The organism is Microcoleus sp. B3-D7 (assembly GCF_036705305.1).
Lineage (GTDB): Bacteria > Cyanobacteriota > Cyanobacteriia > Cyanobacteriales > Microcoleaceae > Microcoleus.
This window is the reverse complement of the sequence record NZ_JAUBUE010000014.1, coordinates 47834-67295: the sequence shown is the minus strand read 5'-3', so window position 1 is coordinate 67295 and position 19462 is coordinate 47834. Positions and strand designations below refer to the sequence as shown.

The window sequence follows — 19462 nt, the reverse complement described above, 5'->3', positions numbered from 1 at the left end:
GCTTGCCTTGAGAAGGACGCGATTTTACTCAACTTGTTCCACCCTTCCTCTTCTTTTAATTAGGAACACTGAATACTAGCTATTAATAGCTAACAATCCCCTCTATTTTTTTTCCTTTCCCCCTCCCTTCCCAACACAACTTAGTAGCGATTGAAACTAATAACAACCTGGCTTTCCCTTCCCTTCCCCTTCCCCTTCCCCCTCCCCCTATTACCATGCTCAAAGACCCAGATAAAGATTTTATTTCCGTCAATAAGATTCTCGGCAAACAAGCCAGCATCGGCATCATCCCAGCGGAACAGCTAATTCCCTGGATGCTAATCGCTGTAATTTCCTACACCCTCACCAACGGCCTATTCAGCTTAGGAATGCCTTGGTTTTTCATCACTGCTTTCTGGCTAATTGTAAGCTGGTGGCTCCTGACAGGTAACAAACCTCACCTTTTTGTAGACAGGTTTAGACCTCCGCCGGGGAATGAGTGGTACAACGGTAATCTTTTATACCTTTCTCCCGTTCCCCAACACCGACCAAACCCGATTCGCCACCGAATCAGCGATTCACAAGTCCGAGTCAAACTTAAACCCAAAGTTGCTCCCAATCAACAAGGAGGTAACAGCCGACTTATGCCCTTCCAAAACTACCAAAACCTCCTGTGTTTAGTCACTATCAAAAAGGATGGTCGAGAAGTTTCTGGTTACTTACTGAATGAAGGCAGTCAATACCAAATTGTATTCGGATTCGAGACGGCTGGCTTTCACAACATCCTGTACCGCCAGGAAGTAAACAACGCAGCTACCGCCTTAGAAGAGGGGCTAAAAGACATTGCCCCAGGCGAAAAAATGACCTTTCATACCGGCTGCTACAGCAGCGATTGCGTTCGCCAACAACAGTTAACTGAATTGGCTGACAACTGTCACCTCAAACCCATTTCTGTACTCGTTCGTAACGAACAGAAACGTATTCAAGAACTCAACTTAGCAGGCACCAGACAACTGTGGAACCAAACTATTTTCTGCACTTGGACATTCAACGCTCAATCTGGCTCCAAATCCAACGACCCTCTGAGTAAATTCATCAATGGAATTATCAACACAGCCAACAGCATTGCTGCACAATTTACAGGCAACCAGCGCATCTACTCAGAACGCTTTTACAAACAACTGCTGCTCGACGCTTTCGAGCAAGGCTATATCCGGTGGGAACTCTTGCTAAACACCAAAATTGGACTGGAAATTCAACCCATGAATGCCCAAGCATTGTGGGGATGGCTGTGGCAAAAATTCAACAGCGCACCCGTACCCCCTATTCCCCAACTTCTTACCTTAAAAGAAACCGCGTCGGACTACAAACTAACCGAAACCCTCAACAGTCACAAACACGCCTGCACCATTTTAATTGAAGGTATGAACGGCCGTTCGAGCTGCCCAGAACACAGAAAAGCTAGCTCACGCATTTTGCTCCCCGGCAGAAACGCAGAATGTGGCGTGCTAACAATGGAAGAGGGTCCCGGTGGCTGGCTCAATACCAGAGAGCAACTGCAATGGCTCTGGAAAATTATGAGCAATAGCTACGTCCGCGATACTGAAGCCGTTGTCGAAATTAGCGCCGCTCCCAACTTTATTATTCAAGACAACTTAGCAAGGCAAGCTAAACAATCTAAAAGTGCCAAAAAACGCGCTTTAGAAAAAGGTCAAGGTCGCGATGTAGGAGCAGAAGTCAAACAGGAAGAATCCTTTGAAGCCCAGAAAAAAATGTACAAAGGTGCAAGAGCAATTCACGCTGCTGTCACCTTCTTAGTCTACCGACCAACCCCGGAGCAACTAACACACGCTTGCCAAATGCTCTCCCACAGCTTCGGCTCTGCCAAGGTATTAAGAGAGCGCAATATTGCTTGGCAACTGTGGCTAGAAACTTTGCCCATTACTGTAAGCTGGCTGTTGCACAGCAGTTCGCTAATTAACGAACGCCGCCTCACCTTAGACACCGAAACTGTCCCCGGTATTTTGCCCTTAACTGCTGTAAGGGACATCGACTCAAAAGGAGTTGAATTCATCACCAAAGGCGGCAAACCCGTGTACGTTGACCTCATGCACAACCAAACCAGCCGCGCTGTCATAACAGGCGAGTCTGGTTCCGGTAAAAGTGTTTTGGGATGGCGATTTGCAGCCGATGCAATAGCCGCTAATATCCCAGTAGTCGGTATGGACATCTCAGCAGGAAGCGGCAGTACCTTTGAGACAGCAGTGAAACTGTTAGGCGACGACGGTGCGTACTACGACATCACCTCTGGCAGCTCGAATCTACTCGAAATACCCGATTTGAGGCGTTTTGACAGAGAAGAGCGATCGCGCCGACTAGACCAATGGAAAGAGTTTATCAGAAAAGCGCTGACTATTATCAGCATGGGCAAAGTCCGCGACCCAAAACTAGCGCAGCGAGTCGATGCCATTTTGCTGCTAACTCTGAAAAAATTTCTGGAAGACCCAGACATTATCGAGCGCTACAATACTGCCTTTGAAAAAGGCTGGAAATCGACCGCTTGGCAAGAAATGCCAACCCTCACAAACCTCCTAAAATTCTGCACAAAAGAGCAACTAAACCTGCAAAACTTTACCGACTTCGACCGCATTGCCATCAACCAAATTATCACTCAATGCAACGCATTACTAGCCTCACCTTTAGGGAAAGCAATTGGCAGACCGAGTACATTTTCACCCGAACCGGCTGTTAAGTTTTTTGCCCTTAGCGGTCTGGGCAACGAACAAGACCAGTATTTAATGGCTATTAACGCCCACGCTGCTTGCATCCGCAACGCACTTTCTCACCCTAAAAGCCTATTTATCGGAGACGAACTTTCGATTTTGTTTAAGAAAGACGGATTTGCTGAAGTAGTAGGCGAACTCTGTGCAGTGGGGAGAAAGAATGGCATTTCAGTGCTCTTGCTATCTCAAGATATCGACAGTATTTGCGACTGTAGTGCAGGAAGCATGATTATGCAAAACATGGTGTATCGAATTACCGGAAGATTGACATCAAACGGAGCCACTTCTTGGGTCAAACGTTTGGCATATCCGGCTGAAATTATTACCCAGAATGCCACAGAAGCTTTCCTTCCCAGAGCTGCCGACCTTTATTCCAATTGGCTAATTGAAAAAGGAGGTCGTTTCTGGCAAAGCCGATACTATCCAGGCGAAATGATATTAGCAAGTGTGGCTAACAATCAAGCTGAATTGATGGCTCGCGCCCGAGTGATGGCTCAATATCCGAATACGTTAAAAGGACAATTGCTAGCACTCAAACAATTTGCCTCTGAATATATACAAGCCGTTAAAGAAGGACGTTCTTTAGCCAATATTGGCAAGAATGTAGTCACAGATATCAAGGAACACAAATCTCATCAAGACCTTATTGCTAGCTAGACGGAGAAAAACCGATGAAATCACCGAAATTTATTGTCAAACTTGCCCTCGGCATTCCTGCAATTTGGCTGAGCTTAATACTAAATTCTGTTGAAGCAAAAGCTCAAACCTTTGACAGCAATCCGACTGCTACACAGCTTCCCACCTCAAACAATCCTAACAGCAGCACTTTCAACCGCTCCAGCTTCACAGTTCCCAATCAACAAATAGAAAGCCAAATCCAACAATCAGCTAATAACTTCTTGAACAACCCGAAAGAAATAGGAGGTATAGAAAACACAATTAGCGACATAACAGGCGAAATTTCAGATACCATCTCCACCATCTCCGACAGCATCTCAGGCATCTGGGACAATTTGTTAAATAAAGTCGAAAAATTTAGCAGTGAAATAGAGTCAACCCTCTCTTCATTCCTGGGAGAATTGAAAGTTCCAGATCTAAAAGAAGCAGTTAAAAGCATAATGGACGGCAACACCTCCGAAAGCGAAGGGACAAAACTATCCGCTGCTTTAGAGAAGAGACCGCAAGATTCTTACAGCCTCAAAGAGAATACCGCAGAACTCGCAGAAAGAGAAAGTGCTGTCAGTGAAGCCAATAAAGCCACTCTAAGTAAAGAAGCTCAACAAAAGCAAGCTCAGATGAAAGAAATTGTCCAGCAGAACGTAGAGCAAACTAATCGCGAGAGCCAAAATTCAATGGAATTGGGTGCTGATTCAGAAAGTCAAGATGTCACACAGAACATTATGAGAAACATATCTCAACAAAGTGCGATCGCAGCTAAGCAAGCAGCCTTATCAGCAGAAAATCAAAGTGCCTTAGTCATGCAGGGCCAGCAAGCTCAAATCGATCGCAGTTTTGCCAACATTCTCAATGCTCAACAAGCTGAAGAACTCAACGAAATCAACACAGCCCAGAGACGGCAGGATGCTGCGGCGGCTACCGCTTCTTCTACTCAAGCCGGACTGTTTCAAATGCCGGGAGGCATAACCCTGGGGGCAAGCGAAGACTGAAATCACAACAAGGAGACACCGCGATGCTGACACAACTAATCGCCCAAACTAGCACAGCAGGACAAGCCCTGAACACTCTCTCTGATGCCATAGAAGTCTCTCAAAAAACCGTCGAATCGTGGAATTTAGTTTGGTTTAACACCTTCAACACTCAAGAATCCTCTCTCTGGATTGCCTTAGTCCAACTAGGACTAATTCTGGCGGGAATATCTGTTACTTACCTCGCTGTCACCAGTGGCAAAGAAATCATTGAAAAACAGTCTTGGTCAGAGCTAGTAGCCATGTTTATCTGGCCACTCGTAATTGTAGTATTTCTCAGCAACAACGGTAAAGTCTTAGCTGAAAGCGTCAAATTCATCAAAGCTGTAGGCAGCACTCAAGTTCAAGAAATTATGAAAATTCAAGTCGGAGAAATGACCTTCAGAACTGCCCTGAGTGACGTTAACCTCACCAGTGCTGGAAAAGAAGAGATTGAGAAACTCTACAGCGAATGTCAGGGCAAAGTTGGATCAGCTTTAGTGGAATGTTGGAACAGCAAAAAACAGCCCGCTCAACAAATCCTCCAGGCAGCCGAACAGCAAAATGGAGGACCTCTCAAAAGCTTGCAGCGATTTGTCGAAAACTTAGGCAATGTTGCCAGTCTTCAGGATATAGGAAATGGCGATTTTGCAGGACAAGTTTTTCGGTCTACTGTCTTGCCCATCATTCGCTTAATTCTTAGATCCGTACAGTGGGCTTTTGTCAATATTTTAGAAGCAGCCTTGTTGCTAACAGCTTTATTCGGGCCTCTGGCAATGGGTTTATCACTATTGCCACTGCAAGGAAAACCAATCTGGGCTTGGTTAATAGGGTTTATGTCGTTATTTGGAGTGCAATTGGGCTACAACATCGTCGTTGGATTAGTCGCTGTAGTGATTGTCAAATCCGATGCAGAGTTAGTTACAGATATCGCCTTTTTATTCTTTTTAGCTGTGTTTTCTCCCATTCTTGCCGTGTTAATTGCCAAGGGTGGAGGAACTGCTTTGTACAGTGCGATCGCCAATAGCACCAAACAGCTTACAGATATTGCCAGTAACGCGATCGGCGTTATTGCTGGAAAACTGATCTAGGGGAAGGAAATTCCGATAGCTTTTTCTTCACCGAACCGAGTTGTTACTCACTACTCAAACCCAGTTTGCCAATCCATTTTCTCCCTATCTCCCTATTCTTTATACCCATCTCGCCATCCCCTTCGATAATATGAAATTTCCACAATCACAACCCTTACTCCCTGAATCTAAAAACACCTTAGCCTTGTGCTTTGTTCTACTAACAAGCTTTGTTTTCCTCCTGACAATTACTGTTTTAGTGAATACAGTCAGTTTGAGAGCCTTATCTCAGAGAAAAGTTACCTTTGTCCAGTTAAAAGACGGAACCGCAGCACGAATTGCAGAACAAGATGAACTGTACAGAGAGCCGAAAATCATCCAAAATTTTGTATCCAGTTGGGTAAATTTAACCTGGGCTTGGTCAGGCAAAATTCCCGGCACAAATGACCCAGACCCCGGCATTAAAGTTAAAGGTTCCCAAGTTCCTACAACTGCTTGGATGGGTTCCTTGATGATGGAATCAGAGTTTGGTAAAGCTTCTCTTGTTGAACTTGCCAAACTCGTTCCCAACACCATCTATTCAGGAAAAACCCGCTCTGGAGTCTATATCTCTCACATCTCAGAACCGAGAGAAATAAAAAGAGGAGTTTGGGAAATAGATGTAATTGCTACTCGCGTAGTGCTAGAGCAAGGCATTGGAGAAAGCCGAGAACAGTTTAATCGAACCTTCACCGTCAAAGCCGTAGAAATTCCCAAATCCCCTCTCAAAGAAAACGCTAATGAATTAGAGAAGACTATTCACTCTTTGAGAGCAGCCGGATTAGAAATTTCCCGAATTGTCGAATTCAAACCATAGAAGAGGAAAGAGACATGGAAAGGGGACGAACCGGCAAGTGGGTAAATTTAAAAACCTACCGTAACAACTAAATAATTTAAACATTTAGTATGTTTCATCCCTTTGCTTGAAGTCTTCTCTCTTTGCTTTTTTATGTACAGTTAAACACAACACATTCAACTCTAAAGCCATGACTAACAAAAGAAATGGATTAACCGAAAATCCAATTAATACCACTCCTGATAATAGTACCACTACAGCCAATATGAATCATACAACTGCATCAAGTGAATATACCCCTAATAATGATGACGATAACATCAATTACCCTATTTCCCCTTCTCCAAACCCTTCCCCTTCTGACGATGATATTGATGAAAACTTCATTGCTAATTTCGACCCCAATGCACCCCTAACACTTGAAACTCAATATCAACTCGCTCGAGATGAGGAAAGACCACTGCCCCCGCCTGTTTCCGAAAGAGGCGTTCCTAGAGCAGTGACAATGCTGCTGTTGACTGGTGGAATACTATTGCTAGGACTGCTGATTTGGCAATTTATCAAGCCTAAATCACCTCGCGAACCTATCGCACAATCAACACCAAAAGAAAGCTCTTCTGGCACCATTAAAGATGAAAAACCGGAGTTGCTGGCTAAATTAGCTTACCAAGACCAACAAAAACTGTTAGCCGAAAAACCGCAAAAAACCGCAAAACCCAAAACAGAACCGTCGCCCAAACCGTCAAGAACCCCACGAACTCCGCGAACTCCGCGTCTAGTCGCTACCCGGAGCGCTGCACCGCCACCTACTCCTCTACGCGAACCCCTACCCGCACCCCGAACAGTAGTGCGGACGCTAACAGTACCCGCACCCATACCTCAAAGAGTACCCTCAAGAACACCCGCACCGGCCCCCATACTCAAACCGTTAGTACCCCCACCTTTAATTCCAACTCCAACAGAAGAAAAAATCGACCCGTTTGAGCGGTGGAACCAACTCGCCCAACTCGGACAAATTAGGGGAAATTTTGACCCTAACCGAATAGCGAATGCCGTGAGTGCAACACCAAGCACTCCAGCGACAACAAGTGCTACCGCCGCCGCTCTGACAAAGCCAGCTCCCACAACTGAATTCCTAACAGTCAATGTCGGCAACCAAAAGTCGCAACCCTCATACGTTTCTTTCGAGCAAATCCCAGAAAAACTATATAGCCACCCAAATAACGCCAGCGGGGAAAGGCTACACCCGGAGCTTCCTTATGGAGAGGACAGCCTCGAAACCACCGACAACTCCCAAAACCCCACTAACCAATTAACTCCGGCTCCCCTTTCCCCCCAAACAAGTTCCGATTCTACTGATAACTCAATCGAGACTGCGACTCGACTCAGTGCTAGCCGAACGTCCTTGCCCGATACAGAATTTCAAACCCTTTCCCCAGAAGCTGCTCCAGAGGCTTCTGCCTTAACAAACTCAAACTCCCCAACCCTAGAACAAGTAAATTCCCCAGGGGCAAAAGGCATTCTCAACCGCACGCCCCAAACAGCTCAGGTTCCCCTTGGAACCACAGCCAACGGCGTAGTTTCGGTTCCCCTGTTGTGGGATGAAGGCTCAGGCAAACAGCTTTACGACAAATTTGCCGTCACCCTCACAGACAACGTAACGGCAACTGACGGCTCTATTGCTTTTCGGAAGGGCACGGTTGTCATTGCCAAAGCCAGCACCGTCAGCTTGACCAATCGCATGGTACAAGCTACTGCTGTGGCGCTCGTCTACTCTGATAGAAACGGTCAGATTAAACAGCAGCCGATTCCAGAAGGCGCAATTTTGATTGCAGGAGAGGGCTCTGGGCCGCTGATTGCTTCAGGCTACTTCGACCCAGGTTCAGATATTGCCGGACAGGATATCCTTACCGCAGTGCTGTCGGGAGTTGGACGAGTCGGTCAAGTGTTCGCAGAGCCTAAAGTCAGAAGCTCTAGCAGTATTAGCGGTAGGTTTGGGAGCAGTACAACCACCGTTGAAAGTCGAGACCCGCAAATTTGGTCAGCCGTCCTCGATGGCTTCTTCAGCCCCCTAGCAAAACGGATGGAAAGCCGCTCAGATAGAGCAACTGAAGAACTTTTAAACCGCCCTAATGTAGCTGTGGTTAATAAAGGAACCCCGGTTTCTATTACTGTTAACAGCTTTCTCAACATTTACCGATAACCAAACCGTCGGTAAACGGTTAAGTCGCCCCAACGCGACTGCGGCGATTAGTAAAGGAAATCCCCGTTTCTACTGTCAACAATTTTCTCAACATCAACGAATAACTGCCATGACGAATCGCATCCAATCCCCAAGAATGCTTTCCCTCGGAGGGCTTTTGTTCACAGCAGTGTTCGCTACTGCAAGCTACCCCAACTGTGCTTTTGCTCAATCAAGAGTAACAGGCTATCAAACTGTGGGTCGAGATATTGCCGTCAATAGTGCGATCGATATTTTAGTCTATCCCGGTCGCGCGAGTGCGATCGACTTCAGCTCAACCGATGAAGCTGTCGCCTACGTTTTAATTGCCGACCCCTCAAAAGTAGTTTTCAGCACCGACGCACAGTTGGCAAGCGACCTTGCCAAAACTGTTTTCTTGCGTCCCATTCAAGCGCTCAATTTTCCGGGAGCTACCACAGCTACCATCACTAACCTTTCAATCAAAACTGTAGATTCAAAAGGGAAACAGCGACTTTACAACTTCAACATCGTTCCTACCAACAAAGAACCAGAACACTTAGGAATTCGCATCGCCCCCCTCACCCCAAGAATGTCGCCGACAGAAAACGTTGATAGAAATCGCACCCCCTCCGCATCAGATGTTGAAAAAGGATTGCTAATTGCCATTCAAAAAGGCTATACAGCAGCCAACGACCCGGTAGTCTACAGCGTGCGGCAATTTTTAGCTCTAGTAAGAAACCACAATCTATCGGCGACTGATGCTGCTGCACGAGCCGGAGTAAACTTGTCTGTGATTGTCGAGCTGAGCCTCATTGCACAAGAAGAATTGGGCGTTGCTGAATACAGGTAGGAATTCAGATTTCCCAATTGCTATAAGACCCGGGAGGGTGAGTTTTGTAACATCAAGCGAAAAGTTGATTCATACCGTAAATCAGCAACACCAATAATTGAACTACCCTGGAACAAGATTGCAACAGCGACAACCGCCAACAGCCCGAACTACTCGGCTTCTTAAAAGTCGCTCTGCTTTTTGATTCCAGCCGGAGCTGCGGGAATAGGTAACGGGAATGGGGAATAGGGAATGGGGAAGAATTTGACTGACTGTCTCTTAACTCCAAATTCCGCCTAATAAAAATTGTTGGGAAAAAGGTAATTGGGAAAAAGGTAGTTAACTCATAACTCATAACCGAAGAGTGCGCGCTTGGGGCGAGGCTCTCAGCAATCTCATAACTCCCTATTACCCCTTACCCATCCGATTATCGAAAAGTTGAGTGCAAATCATCTCCTTAATACTGCCCGCGCTGAGTCAGGCGGGAGCCTGTGTCGCTAACGGCTCGCTCTGAGAATTTATGGCTTTTGGCTGATTCAGATTGGTTTGAAGCTGCGCTAATAATAGCAATTAGTCAAACAGCATAACGAGACCGAGCGGGGATGGTAAGGACGAATAGCAGAATTCTTCTACTTCTTGCTCAACGCGAAGCTGAGTTATGAGCTGTGAATTGACCTTTCAAATATTTGTTTGTGGAACAATTCAGCAGTAATACTTTCTCGGAAGAACGTTTTTTTCCTCATTCTCCACTCCCTTGTTCAATCAATGTTCAGCCCAAAAAGCTCTCTTCAAAAAAAGTCTGCCCTCCCGCTGCGCGTTGTGCTTACAGTCCCCAACGCTCTCCTAATTTCAACGTTACTATGTCTGACGGGATGGCTTTCTTTTCAAACAGGGCGGCAGACAATGAATGGCTTAGTTGCACACCTATTGGGAGAAGCAACGAGCCGCATCTGGGAACGCCTTGATAACTACTTAAAAGAAGGGGTTGGGAAAGGAGAAGGGACTTACAATCAAATTCCAACTGGTTCGGTAAACCAACTTTCCCCAAGTCAAACAGCCGGAGTCACAATCAAACCAAATGGGAAAAGAAATGGGTCAGACTCTCCAAAAACAATATTTCGTCAACAAAAAACAAATTCTGCTTTTTCTACCCCAGCCTCAAAATTCAACTTGCACGATTTCCTCATTAGCCCTAACTGTCAAGCCTTTATCTTAGACCGTTCGGGACGTTTAGTGGCTTGGAACGAGGTACCTGAACCAAAACCGTCTATTTCTGTTGACGGACGGCAGCGAGAAAGCGCCCAAGCTCTGCAACAAAAAGTAATCCAGCTTTCAATAGAGTATCTGCTTAAACATTATGGCAGCCTCGCTGCTATTAACAGCAGCCAAAATCTTAACTTTACTGCCAGCAACTCACTATACTTGCTGCAAGTCAGACCTTTTAAAAACTCGAAAGGCTTAAATTGGCTGATTGTGGCAGTTGTACCCGAAACCGACTTCACGAGCAAAGTTCAGGCCAACACCCGCAACACTATTTTGCTCGTGCTGCTGGCTTTGGTTCTTTCTATCTGCCTTTTGCTGTCCATTTCCCTAAGAATAGAACAGCGGTTGCAGCGGTTAATTTCGGCAACACAGGCGATAGCTGGTGGCGACTTCGACTCAACATTTTCAGGTAGCGGTATTGCCGAACTCGAAGCCCTAGCCTGTGCTTTCGAGCGCATGAATTCCCAGTTAAAAGCATCTCGCAAGCGGTTAGAAGAATATTCTGGCGATTTAAAACGGCAAGTTGCACAGAAAACAAAGGAACTAAAACAAGCTAAAATTGCAGCCGAAAGTGCCAATCGCGCTAAAAGTACCTTTCTGGCGAATATGAGCCACGAATTGAGAACGCCTCTGAATGCGATTATCGGCTTTGCTCATCTCCTTGTGAACTCTAAAAAAACTGCACCGGAACAGCAGTCGAGTTTAGATATTATCAATCGCAGTGGCGAGCATTTGTTGAAACTAATCAACGATATTTTGTCGCTGTCTAAGATTGAAGCTGGTCAAATTACCCTCGAATCAAATGCTTTTGACCTTTACAGTTTGCTCTCGGACATAGAACGGATGTTCCACCTCAAAACTCAGTCTAAAGGAGTGCAGCTTGTTTTTGAACGCAGGAAAGATGTACCGCAATACGTCCGAACTGATGAAAGCAAGCTGCGCCAAGTTTTGATTAATCTGTTGGGCAATGCTGTTAAATTTACTGAGACGGGTAGGGTGAAGCTGACTGTAAAATGCCTTCAGTCTATGGCTAAAAAACCGTTACCCAAATTCTTTCTCCAGTTCTCAGTGAAGGATACAGGCCCTGGTATTGCCCCTGAAGAGATTAGCCGTTTGTTCAAGCCGTTCGTGCAAACTGAAACTGGTAGAAAATCGCAAACGGGAACGGGCTTGGGATTGCCAATCAGTAGCTCTTTCGTGAAGCTGATGGGTGGCGAGATTAAGGTCAAAAGTTCTGTGGGGAAAGGAACGGTTTTTAGTTTTTACATTAAAGTCAGTCATGCAACTGAGAGCGAAATTTATGACAGACTGCCACAAAAACGAGTGAAGGGGTTGGCATCCAACCAACAAATATATCGCATTCTGGTAGCGGACGATGAGTCGGCAAATCGGTTGCTGCTAACTCAGATATTGAAGTCGGCTGGCTTTCTTGTGTGGTTCGCTGATAACGGAATTGAGACTCTTAAATTGTGGCGAAAGTACAAGCCGCATTTAATTTGGATGGATTTGAGGATGCCTGTTCTAGACGGCTTTCAAGCTGCTCAAAAAATTAGAGCTCTGCCTAACGGTTCTAACACTAAGATTATTGCTTTGAGCGCTAATGCTTTTGTTAAAACCCAGGAACTCGCCATGTCGAACGGCTTCGATGACTTTGTTGCCAAACCGTTCCGAGAGGCAGTAATTTTTGAGAAGATGGCACTTCATTTGGGTGTTCGCTATATCTATCAAGAGGAGGCGTCTAGGAAGTCCGAACAGGATGAGCCTGTTATGCAACTGACTCCTGAGTCGCTATCTGTGTTGCCTAGGGAGTCGATTGAGAAGCTTTATAAAGCAGCCGCTTGTGGAGACGAGCAAGCGGTAAGGCTATTGATTGAGCGAATTCCCCTGTCGCAGAAGCAAATTGCTCTGGCTCTGACTAAATTAGTTGACAATATGAGCTTAGATATTATCAGCGATTTGACTCAGAATTGCATTTCGGCCGATTGTACTATCGCAAAATCCCAAGACTGCGATCAAAGTTAACTCGGTTTTTAGATTCGTACCTCATATATCAATATATAAAGTTCAACCTTAGTCTATCACCACATCCCAAGACTATTCTCAAAGTTAACTCGGTTTTGAGAATCGTACCTCAGATATCGATATATGACGTTCACCGAGTGCATTTCGGTAGATTAGGCGAGCTCACCATCCCAAGATTGCGATCAAAGTTAACTCTGTGTTTACAACCCGTACCTCAGATATCGATATATGACGTTCGGCAGGTTGTACGATCGCCAAATCCCAAGATTGCGCTCAAAGTTAACTCTGCGGTGAGAGTCTTTACCTCAGATATCGATATATGACGTTCGGCAGATTGTACGATGATCGCACCGTCCCAAGACTGCGATCGAAGTTAACTCGGCGGTTAGATCCATACCTCAGATATCGATATATGACGTTCCGTGTTTCAGTCGAGCGATCAAACTTAAATTCTTTTCAACAATCTTCCCCGTACTAAACTTGACGATAATCTGCTCGTCAGACTAAATATTAACTTGCTGTTTCAACGTGGGGCCCAACGGTGGTTTACCGCGATGCTCTCATATATCGATATCTGATGCCGACTCTCGATATATGATACTTAAATCATCTACTTAATTCAAAACCATGCAAATTCGACTAGCAGTCATCAGCAATGCTGGCGGCACTGGCAAAACCACACTTTCAGTTCACCTCGCCTACGAACTGGGGTTAAGGGGTTTGAAAGTAGCCATTATGGATCTCGACCCCCAAGGCTCCCTGACCCTTTTTTGCGGTCTAAATCCGCCAGAGCCAGAACACACACTGTCCGCCATAATGCGAGAAAGCTTCAACGGCTCTTGGCCTCTTACTCCTACCTGGAGTTCCCACACCAATAATGTAACCGTTTGTCAAGGCGGAATGACGCTGACACAAACAGCAGACGAGTTAGTTCTGCACAAACGTGGCGCTTATCTTCTAGGCGATTGCCTGAGCGACTATCCTTTGGAACACGACCTAATTATCTTTGACTGCCCCGCTACCCTCGGCCCCTTGCCCTTAATGGCACTAACTGCTTGCACTCATATAATAGTGCCCGTACAGCTCGAACCAAAATCAATTCAAGGAGCAGCTCACCTGCTGGAGTGGTACTATCACCATTGCAAACAATTACGCCTCAAGCCACAACCAGAAATCTTAGGGTTTGTACCCAACCAATACGATACGAAACGAGCCGTCCACCGACAACTTTTAGAGTCATTGCCAGCCCAGCTAGAGCAGATGAATATCCGCGTTTTTCCACCAATTCGGGACAGTGCAGAATTTGTCAATGCTAGCGGTCAAGGGTTGCCATTACACCTTTATCGCCCCCTTCACCCTGCTTTAGGCGACTTCAAAGAAATTGTTAAGCACCTGGCTACCTTAATGGGAAATGAAGTTGCCCCGGCTGTTGCCAAAAAAGGCAAAAAAAAGAAATAGTGTTTGATTCACAGTCAAAACTTGCGCCGGCGAAAACGAATCCTTCGTTTATTGCTTTCGCCATGAACTCACTTTCTCCAATCCAAATCTAAAATCTAAAATCTAAAATCTAAAATCGCTATGGCCACCCGTAAAGCTCCCGACTTGGGAAATTATTTTTCATCCGCCAAGCAGTCAATGCACCTCTCTGAAGCTGAATCCGAGATTCAGGAACTCAAAGCAGAAATTGAAGAACTGCGAAAATCGGGTTCAACGGAATTGGAATCTCAATTGACTGCACTGCGAGAACAACTAGAATCCGCCAGCGGTATCCTCTCCATTTCACTAGACCAAATTCAGCCTAATCCTGAACAACCCAGACAGACATTTTTGCCGGAAAGTATCGAGTCCATGTCCCGTTCCCTCGCTAGTGACGGACAACTGCAACCCATTATCTTGATTCAACGGGGGGATTTGGTGATATTCGATGGAGAGCGGCGCTGGCGCAGCGCTAAAAATCTGGGCTGGGAAACTTTACAAGCTGTGATCGTTCCAGAACCCGCGGCTTTGCACCGCAAAGCACTGCTGACTTCCCTGCACCGGGAAGATCTCAATCCCCTCGATAAAGCAGAAGCTATTGTGCGGGAGTTGTCTGAAAATACGGGTTTGGAAGCTGCAACTATCCCCCGCATTCTCTCGACAGTGGTGCGACGCTTGAACGCGCAAAAACGGATGAACTTGGTTTCCGAGTTGGTGACGGTGGCACCTGACGAGCAGCAACAGGGTTTGGCCGCTGTGGGTTTGGATGAACAAGAGTTGGCCGTTTTGCGGACACTGTTGGATTTGCAGCTCAATCCCGCTTCTATCGATGCCAACATTTTCCCGATGCTGTCTTTGGCTGATGACCTTAAGACTGCTATCAGGCAATTAGGACTTAAAGGGGTTCATGCAATGGCTCTTTCTAAACTCTCTGCTAAAAATTTAGTCTTGCCAGAGGAAGAAGCGCAGCCGATTAGAGTTCAAGCAACCGATCGAGTTATTGCCGAGAAATTGTCGGTGACTCAAACTCGTAAATTGGTGCAAGAAATTATCAATTCTAATCTGGATGATTTCCCAGGGGCAGCCCGCCAATTCAAGCAGGTTAAGTTGGCAGCCGGGAATTTGAAAAAGCTCTCACCTCAAGTGTTGGAGCAAGCTGAGGTTGACCAACTTGTGGAGTTGCAGGAGGTTTTGCGCCAAAAGCTGGCGGAAATTGAGGCGGTTTTAAAGCAAAATACTGAGAAATAACGGCAAAGTTTCGATCGGTCTGCTTGCTAAAATCGATCGAGTGGAAACACTCGCCGTTTTCATCGCTCCGTATGCCTCTAATCTTGGCAAACCAGGGTACGAAAAAACCGCTGAGATACCAGCGGGAAGGGGGTTGGTTGATGATTTCTGCGGCGTGGGCTTCGTCGTCGGGGATGGGGCCGATCAGGTCGAGTTGTAAAGCGTCGATTAGGTGTTGGCGGACTTCGGCGGGGGTTGTTGGGGTTGCATTGATCTTCATTATATGCCTTTGCCTTTAATTAAATTGTTTAATAATTAGTCCAAACTTTAATGCCTAAATGATTCCTTACTTGTATCAAAGGAATCTTTTTTTTTGAGTCATAGCTTGCACAGATGTATGAAGGTTTCCTAATTGAATCTTTGTTTTTTTGCCAATAAAACGCTGACCTGTAGTAATCACTGTATAAGGTTTGACTCTCAGCACTTGAGTGCTGGTGTTATAGCTGGTAAAAGTATAGTCATTTATTGCATGACATGGGAGGCGCTAAGCCCCTCCCCTTTCACTTTTACTTTGAGCGGATCGACCCGCCTTGGCTGAACTACGCAGCTCCCTATCCCATTGCTGAACGCATTTGGGATTGCTTTTCTGAGAATATTGTACGAAGCATTCACATCGGAATTAATCAACTGACCAGTCGATGTTTTGTACAAACCCCGCTTAATCCGCTTACCAGTAAACACAGGCTCTTTTTCTGTTTTTCCATAAACAGGAATTGGGTCTAAACCTAAAAAACTGGAGCGGGACGTGTAGGATTCTTCCTGCATAATTACTGTGATTCCCGCCAACCGAGCTTTGTACTCCAACATTTCAATTAATCGAGAGTGAGGAATACTAACAAAGTTTTGATTGGTTCTCTTCCCTAACTCGATTTCGGTTTTCCACTGCGCGTTCTTGCCAATTACTAGCGTCCCAATCTGCTTGGTGAGCAAAAGGTTAATAATTAGACGGCTAGCATGATGTAAGTAATTATCAACTTTTTGATTGCGACAGCGAGTTAAGCGCTGAATGCGGGGCGAAGTTTTGCGATTCCCTTTGAACTGGGATTGCAATCGTGCTTTCCGCTTGTTGTAAAACTGGTTAATCGATTTCAATGGTCGCCCGTTAATCAACAAAGGGATAAATCCCGGTTGATTTGAAGTTAACGCCACTAAATTATCCAGCCCCAAATCAATACTAGCTACAGAGTTGGCATTGCTGATGGTGGACTCCTGTTCATCATAAATCACCTCAATTACATAGGAATCACATTTCGGAACCAGTCGAACTTGACAAATCTGGTTGGGATTGAGTTTAATTTTAATTGAAAGTTCAGTGCCGGAAAGTTTAATGACTCCTTTCTTCAACTGTTGGCTGCTAATTGCTTGAATCGTGTAGACGAGAAGGTTTCGCCCTTTAGTCTTATCTTTGTACTTTGGCAATTTTGGGCTACCCGTGAATCTTGAAGAGTCAGCTTTGTAAACTTTAACGGCTTCAAAAAACGATTTCCAATTCTTGTCTAGCACCATTAAGATTTGCTGACTTACTTTAGCAGGCAAAGCCTTATATGCTTCGTGAGACTTCATCAATCGGTTCATTTCGTTGTAATTGACATAGCCCCACCCATAAATAAAACTCTGACGAATGACGTAATTGGTGGCATTGTAGAGGTTTTTGGACTTGAAAGCTAATTCGTCAATCTGGACGAAACGATGTTCCGTTGATTTAATGATGTGCCTCTCTGTTAGCTGCATTTGAGACTTCCGTTCTTTGGGCTGTGCGTATTTCTTGTTCAACACTCATAGCGATATGATACCATTATTGTTTATAATTGCTTATAAACTCAACGAAGTTTTACAATACGAATTCGGCTTCATCAATTCTTCATAAGTAGTGACAAGATTAACTGTTCGCAGGTATCCAGGGTCTTCCAACAACAGTTTTTCTCCTTCTTTTTTGATATTTTTATAAGCTTTTTCTAAGTTAGAAAATAAAATTAGAGCTATCCCCATAGATTGTGGATTCACTGTACCAGGAATCGCTACCTATTCGAGACTTCCCAGAATTTCCCCTTGATCCTCTTTTAGGTGAGTAAATATCCAAGGCATATCTACCAAATTAATTGTTTCGCTTTGGGTAATCACTCCAATTTCATTAATTACGACAGGATTATAGCTTTTATTTATAACTTTAAGCAAAAAATAATTTATTAAAGGCTGTTATATTGCTGGCAAGCTATCATGCTCACGTTCAAATGTAACTATTATTTTGATTCTATCTTTATTCAAGTCATAAATAAATCTAATTACAGTAATTAATATAAATAAAGTAGTAGTAAACGCAGTATATTTTTGAAATTGAATCGGTGTTAAAGATGATAGCCACGATTTTAAAATATCAAACATTATGTAATTCCTCTGCGCTCAATGCTTCGGCAAGAGCTAGATTGGTAAAGTCATATATAGCAATCCTAATTGAGTTGTGAACACCCATGTGATAAAATATAAAAAGCATAATAAACAGAGAATTGCCAAAATGGATAGCCAGGTATTCGATCGCAAAAAGCAAGAGTTAGAGTTAGATGATTTTATTGAATCAACTTCAGATGCGCGAGAAATTAAACGAGCATTGGTAGTTAAATGGAGTTTTTCAGGGCTATCTTATCGTCAAATTATCAAACAGTTAAACGTTTCGTTGGAATTTATTAGTAAATGGAATAATAAATTTTCAATTGGGGGAGTGAAAGAGCTGAGAATGGGGTACAAAGGGAAGCATGGCTATTTAAGTAAATCAGAAAAAGCCGAAATAATTCTCTGGTTAAGTCAGAGAGAAATGTGGGATTGGGCAGAACTAGCTATCTACATAGAATCCAAATATGGAGTAATTTATCAATCACAACAGAGTTACTATTCTTTATTTGAATCAGCTAAGATTAGTTGGAAAAAGTCCCAAAAGAAGAATTCTAAAGGAAACCCCAAATTGGTAGAATCTAAAAAAAAAGAAATTAACGAGTATTTAGAAACATGGCAGTCAGATATAAAACAAGGTAAGTTATGTGTGTTCATGTTAGATGAATGTCATTTATTGTGGGGAGATTTATGTGGGTATGTTTGGGGAAAAAGCGCTGGGAGAGTAGAAGTAGAAATGACCAATCAAAAACAGAGACAAACCTATTATGGAGCATTAGATTATGGAAATAAAGAATTTTTAGTACAACCCTATGAAAAAGGAGGTTCAGCTCAGACAATTAGCTTTTTAAAATATTTGATAAAACAACGCCCCAACTCAAGAATGACAATTATTTGGGATGGAGCCACCTATCATAAGTCACAAGAATTAAGAGAATATTTAGAATTAGTAAATGACGGAAAATCTCCCGAACAATGGCAAATAAATTGTATTTTATTTGCCCCGAATGCCCCCGAACAAAATCCAGTAGAAGATATTTGGTTACAAGGAAAGAATCTCTTGAGAAAATTTGCCTATCGCTGTAAATCTTTTACCATAGTAAAAAGGTTATTTATGTTTTTTCGCTTATCGTCAAATATTTGGATTTCCCAAACTTTATATGTATGGTTAGTGTTCACAACTCAATTAGGAACGCTATAGCTAGGGCTAGCTAGTAGGGTGCGTCAGTTGTAAATCCTTGGCTAACAGCGATAATTTTCTCCCTGATGCACACTACTTGTATTGTGCTTAGCACGACCGGCATTGTTTTATGTGGCAACAAGGACTTGATCGGGTGACAGAAAAGCTAAGATGATATCGTTTTGAGGAATGCCTTCCTCAATTAAATCTTGGGTAATGCCGCATTCCATACCGTCATATTCAATGTAGATTTTACCAGCTTCCAACGTGATATAAATGAGGTTTCCTCTGATTCGCCGCCCCCGATCCCAACCAACTTGCATCAAGGCGTAGCGATCGTGAGTTTCGTCAAACACGGGATCAAGTCGGATCTCTCCGTGAGAAGGCTTTAATTGGGCATATTTCCCGATTACCTGTTTGACAATTTCTCGGTATGTGGTTGCATTATCCGTTAAGTTATCCATT

General features: G+C 44.3%; 13 protein-coding genes. 10 read left to right on the top strand and 3 right to left on the bottom strand.

What is annotated here, in order from left to right; genetic code table 11:
* Nucleotides 1–215 precede the first annotated feature (215 nt).
* The 9 genes from QUB25_RS12615 to QUB25_RS12575 all read left to right on the top strand — a co-directional run bounded on the left by QUB25_RS12615 (nt 216) and on the right by QUB25_RS12575 (nt 15393).
* Nucleotides 216–3419 (top strand): hypothetical protein, encoded by a 3204-nt coding sequence (locus tag QUB25_RS12615; protein ID WP_333183579.1) that lies wholly within the window; start codon nt 216–218, stop codon nt 3417–3419.
* 14 nt (nt 3420–3433) lie between these two features.
* Nucleotides 3434–4429 carry a hypothetical protein gene (locus QUB25_RS12610; protein ID WP_333183578.1) on the top strand — a complete coding sequence of 332 codons (996 nt, stop codon included), beginning with the start codon at nt 3434–3436 and terminating at the stop codon, nt 4427–4429.
* 23 nt (nt 4430–4452) lie between these two features.
* On the top strand, nt 4453–5538 hold the full coding sequence (locus tag QUB25_RS12605) for a hypothetical protein (protein ID WP_333183577.1): 1086 nt from the start codon (nt 4453–4455) through the stop codon (nt 5536–5538).
* 238 nt (nt 5539–5776) lie between these two features.
* Nucleotides 5777–6373 (top strand): hypothetical protein, encoded by a 597-nt coding sequence (locus QUB25_RS12600; protein WP_150111742.1) that lies wholly within the window; start codon nt 5777–5779, stop codon nt 6371–6373.
* Nucleotides 6374–6542: 169 nt separating this feature from the next.
* On the top strand, nt 6543–8555 hold the full coding sequence (locus tag QUB25_RS12595) for a hypothetical protein (protein WP_333183576.1): 2013 nt from the start codon (nt 6543–6545) through the stop codon (nt 8553–8555).
* Between the two features lie 109 nt (nt 8556–8664).
* On the top strand, nt 8665–9405 hold the full coding sequence (locus tag QUB25_RS12590) for a hypothetical protein (RefSeq protein WP_333183575.1): 741 nt from the start codon (nt 8665–8667) through the stop codon (nt 9403–9405).
* An 882-nt stretch (nt 9406–10287) separates the two neighbouring features.
* A complete protein-coding gene (locus QUB25_RS12585; RefSeq protein ID WP_333183574.1) occupies nt 10288–12669 on the top strand; it encodes an ATP-binding protein in 2382 nt (793 codons plus the stop codon).
* Nucleotides 12670–13296: 627 nt separating this feature from the next.
* Nucleotides 13297–14127: a ParA family protein gene (locus tag QUB25_RS12580; RefSeq protein WP_333183573.1), complete on the top strand. Its 831-nt coding sequence runs from the start codon at nt 13297–13299 to the stop codon at nt 14125–14127.
* A gap of 120 nt (nt 14128–14247) precedes the next feature.
* Complete coding sequence (locus QUB25_RS12575; protein ID WP_190655504.1) at nt 14248–15393, top strand: ParB/RepB/Spo0J family partition protein; 1146 nt, start codon at nt 14248–14250, stop codon at nt 15391–15393.
* A gap of 501 nt (nt 15394–15894) precedes the next feature.
* Here QUB25_RS12575 and QUB25_RS12570 read toward each other — a convergent pair.
* Both QUB25_RS12570 and QUB25_RS12565 read right to left on the bottom strand, forming a co-directional pair.
* Entirely contained in the window at nt 15895–17163 is a 1269-nt protein-coding gene (locus tag QUB25_RS12570; protein WP_333183572.1) for a transposase, read from the bottom strand.
* A gap of 81 nt (nt 17164–17244) precedes the next feature.
* Nucleotides 17245–17421 (bottom strand): hypothetical protein, encoded by a 177-nt coding sequence (locus QUB25_RS12565; RefSeq protein WP_333183571.1) that lies wholly within the window; start codon nt 17419–17421, stop codon nt 17245–17247.
* A gap of 523 nt (nt 17422–17944) precedes the next feature.
* Between QUB25_RS12565 and QUB25_RS12560 the strand changes: the two genes are divergently transcribed.
* A protein-coding gene (locus tag QUB25_RS12560) for an IS630 family transposase (RefSeq protein ID WP_333183628.1) occupies nt 17945–18989 on the top strand; the annotation gives its coding sequence in 2 pieces (ribosomal slippage) (nt 17945–18934 and nt 18936–18989; 1044 coding nt in all).
* A 136-nt stretch (nt 18990–19125) separates the two neighbouring features.
* On the opposite strand, the gene QUB25_RS12555 is transcribed toward QUB25_RS12560, so the two are convergent.
* Entirely contained in the window at nt 19126–19461 is a 336-nt protein-coding gene (locus QUB25_RS12555) for a XisI protein (protein WP_333183570.1), read from the bottom strand.
* Nucleotide 19462 lies beyond the last annotated feature (1 nt).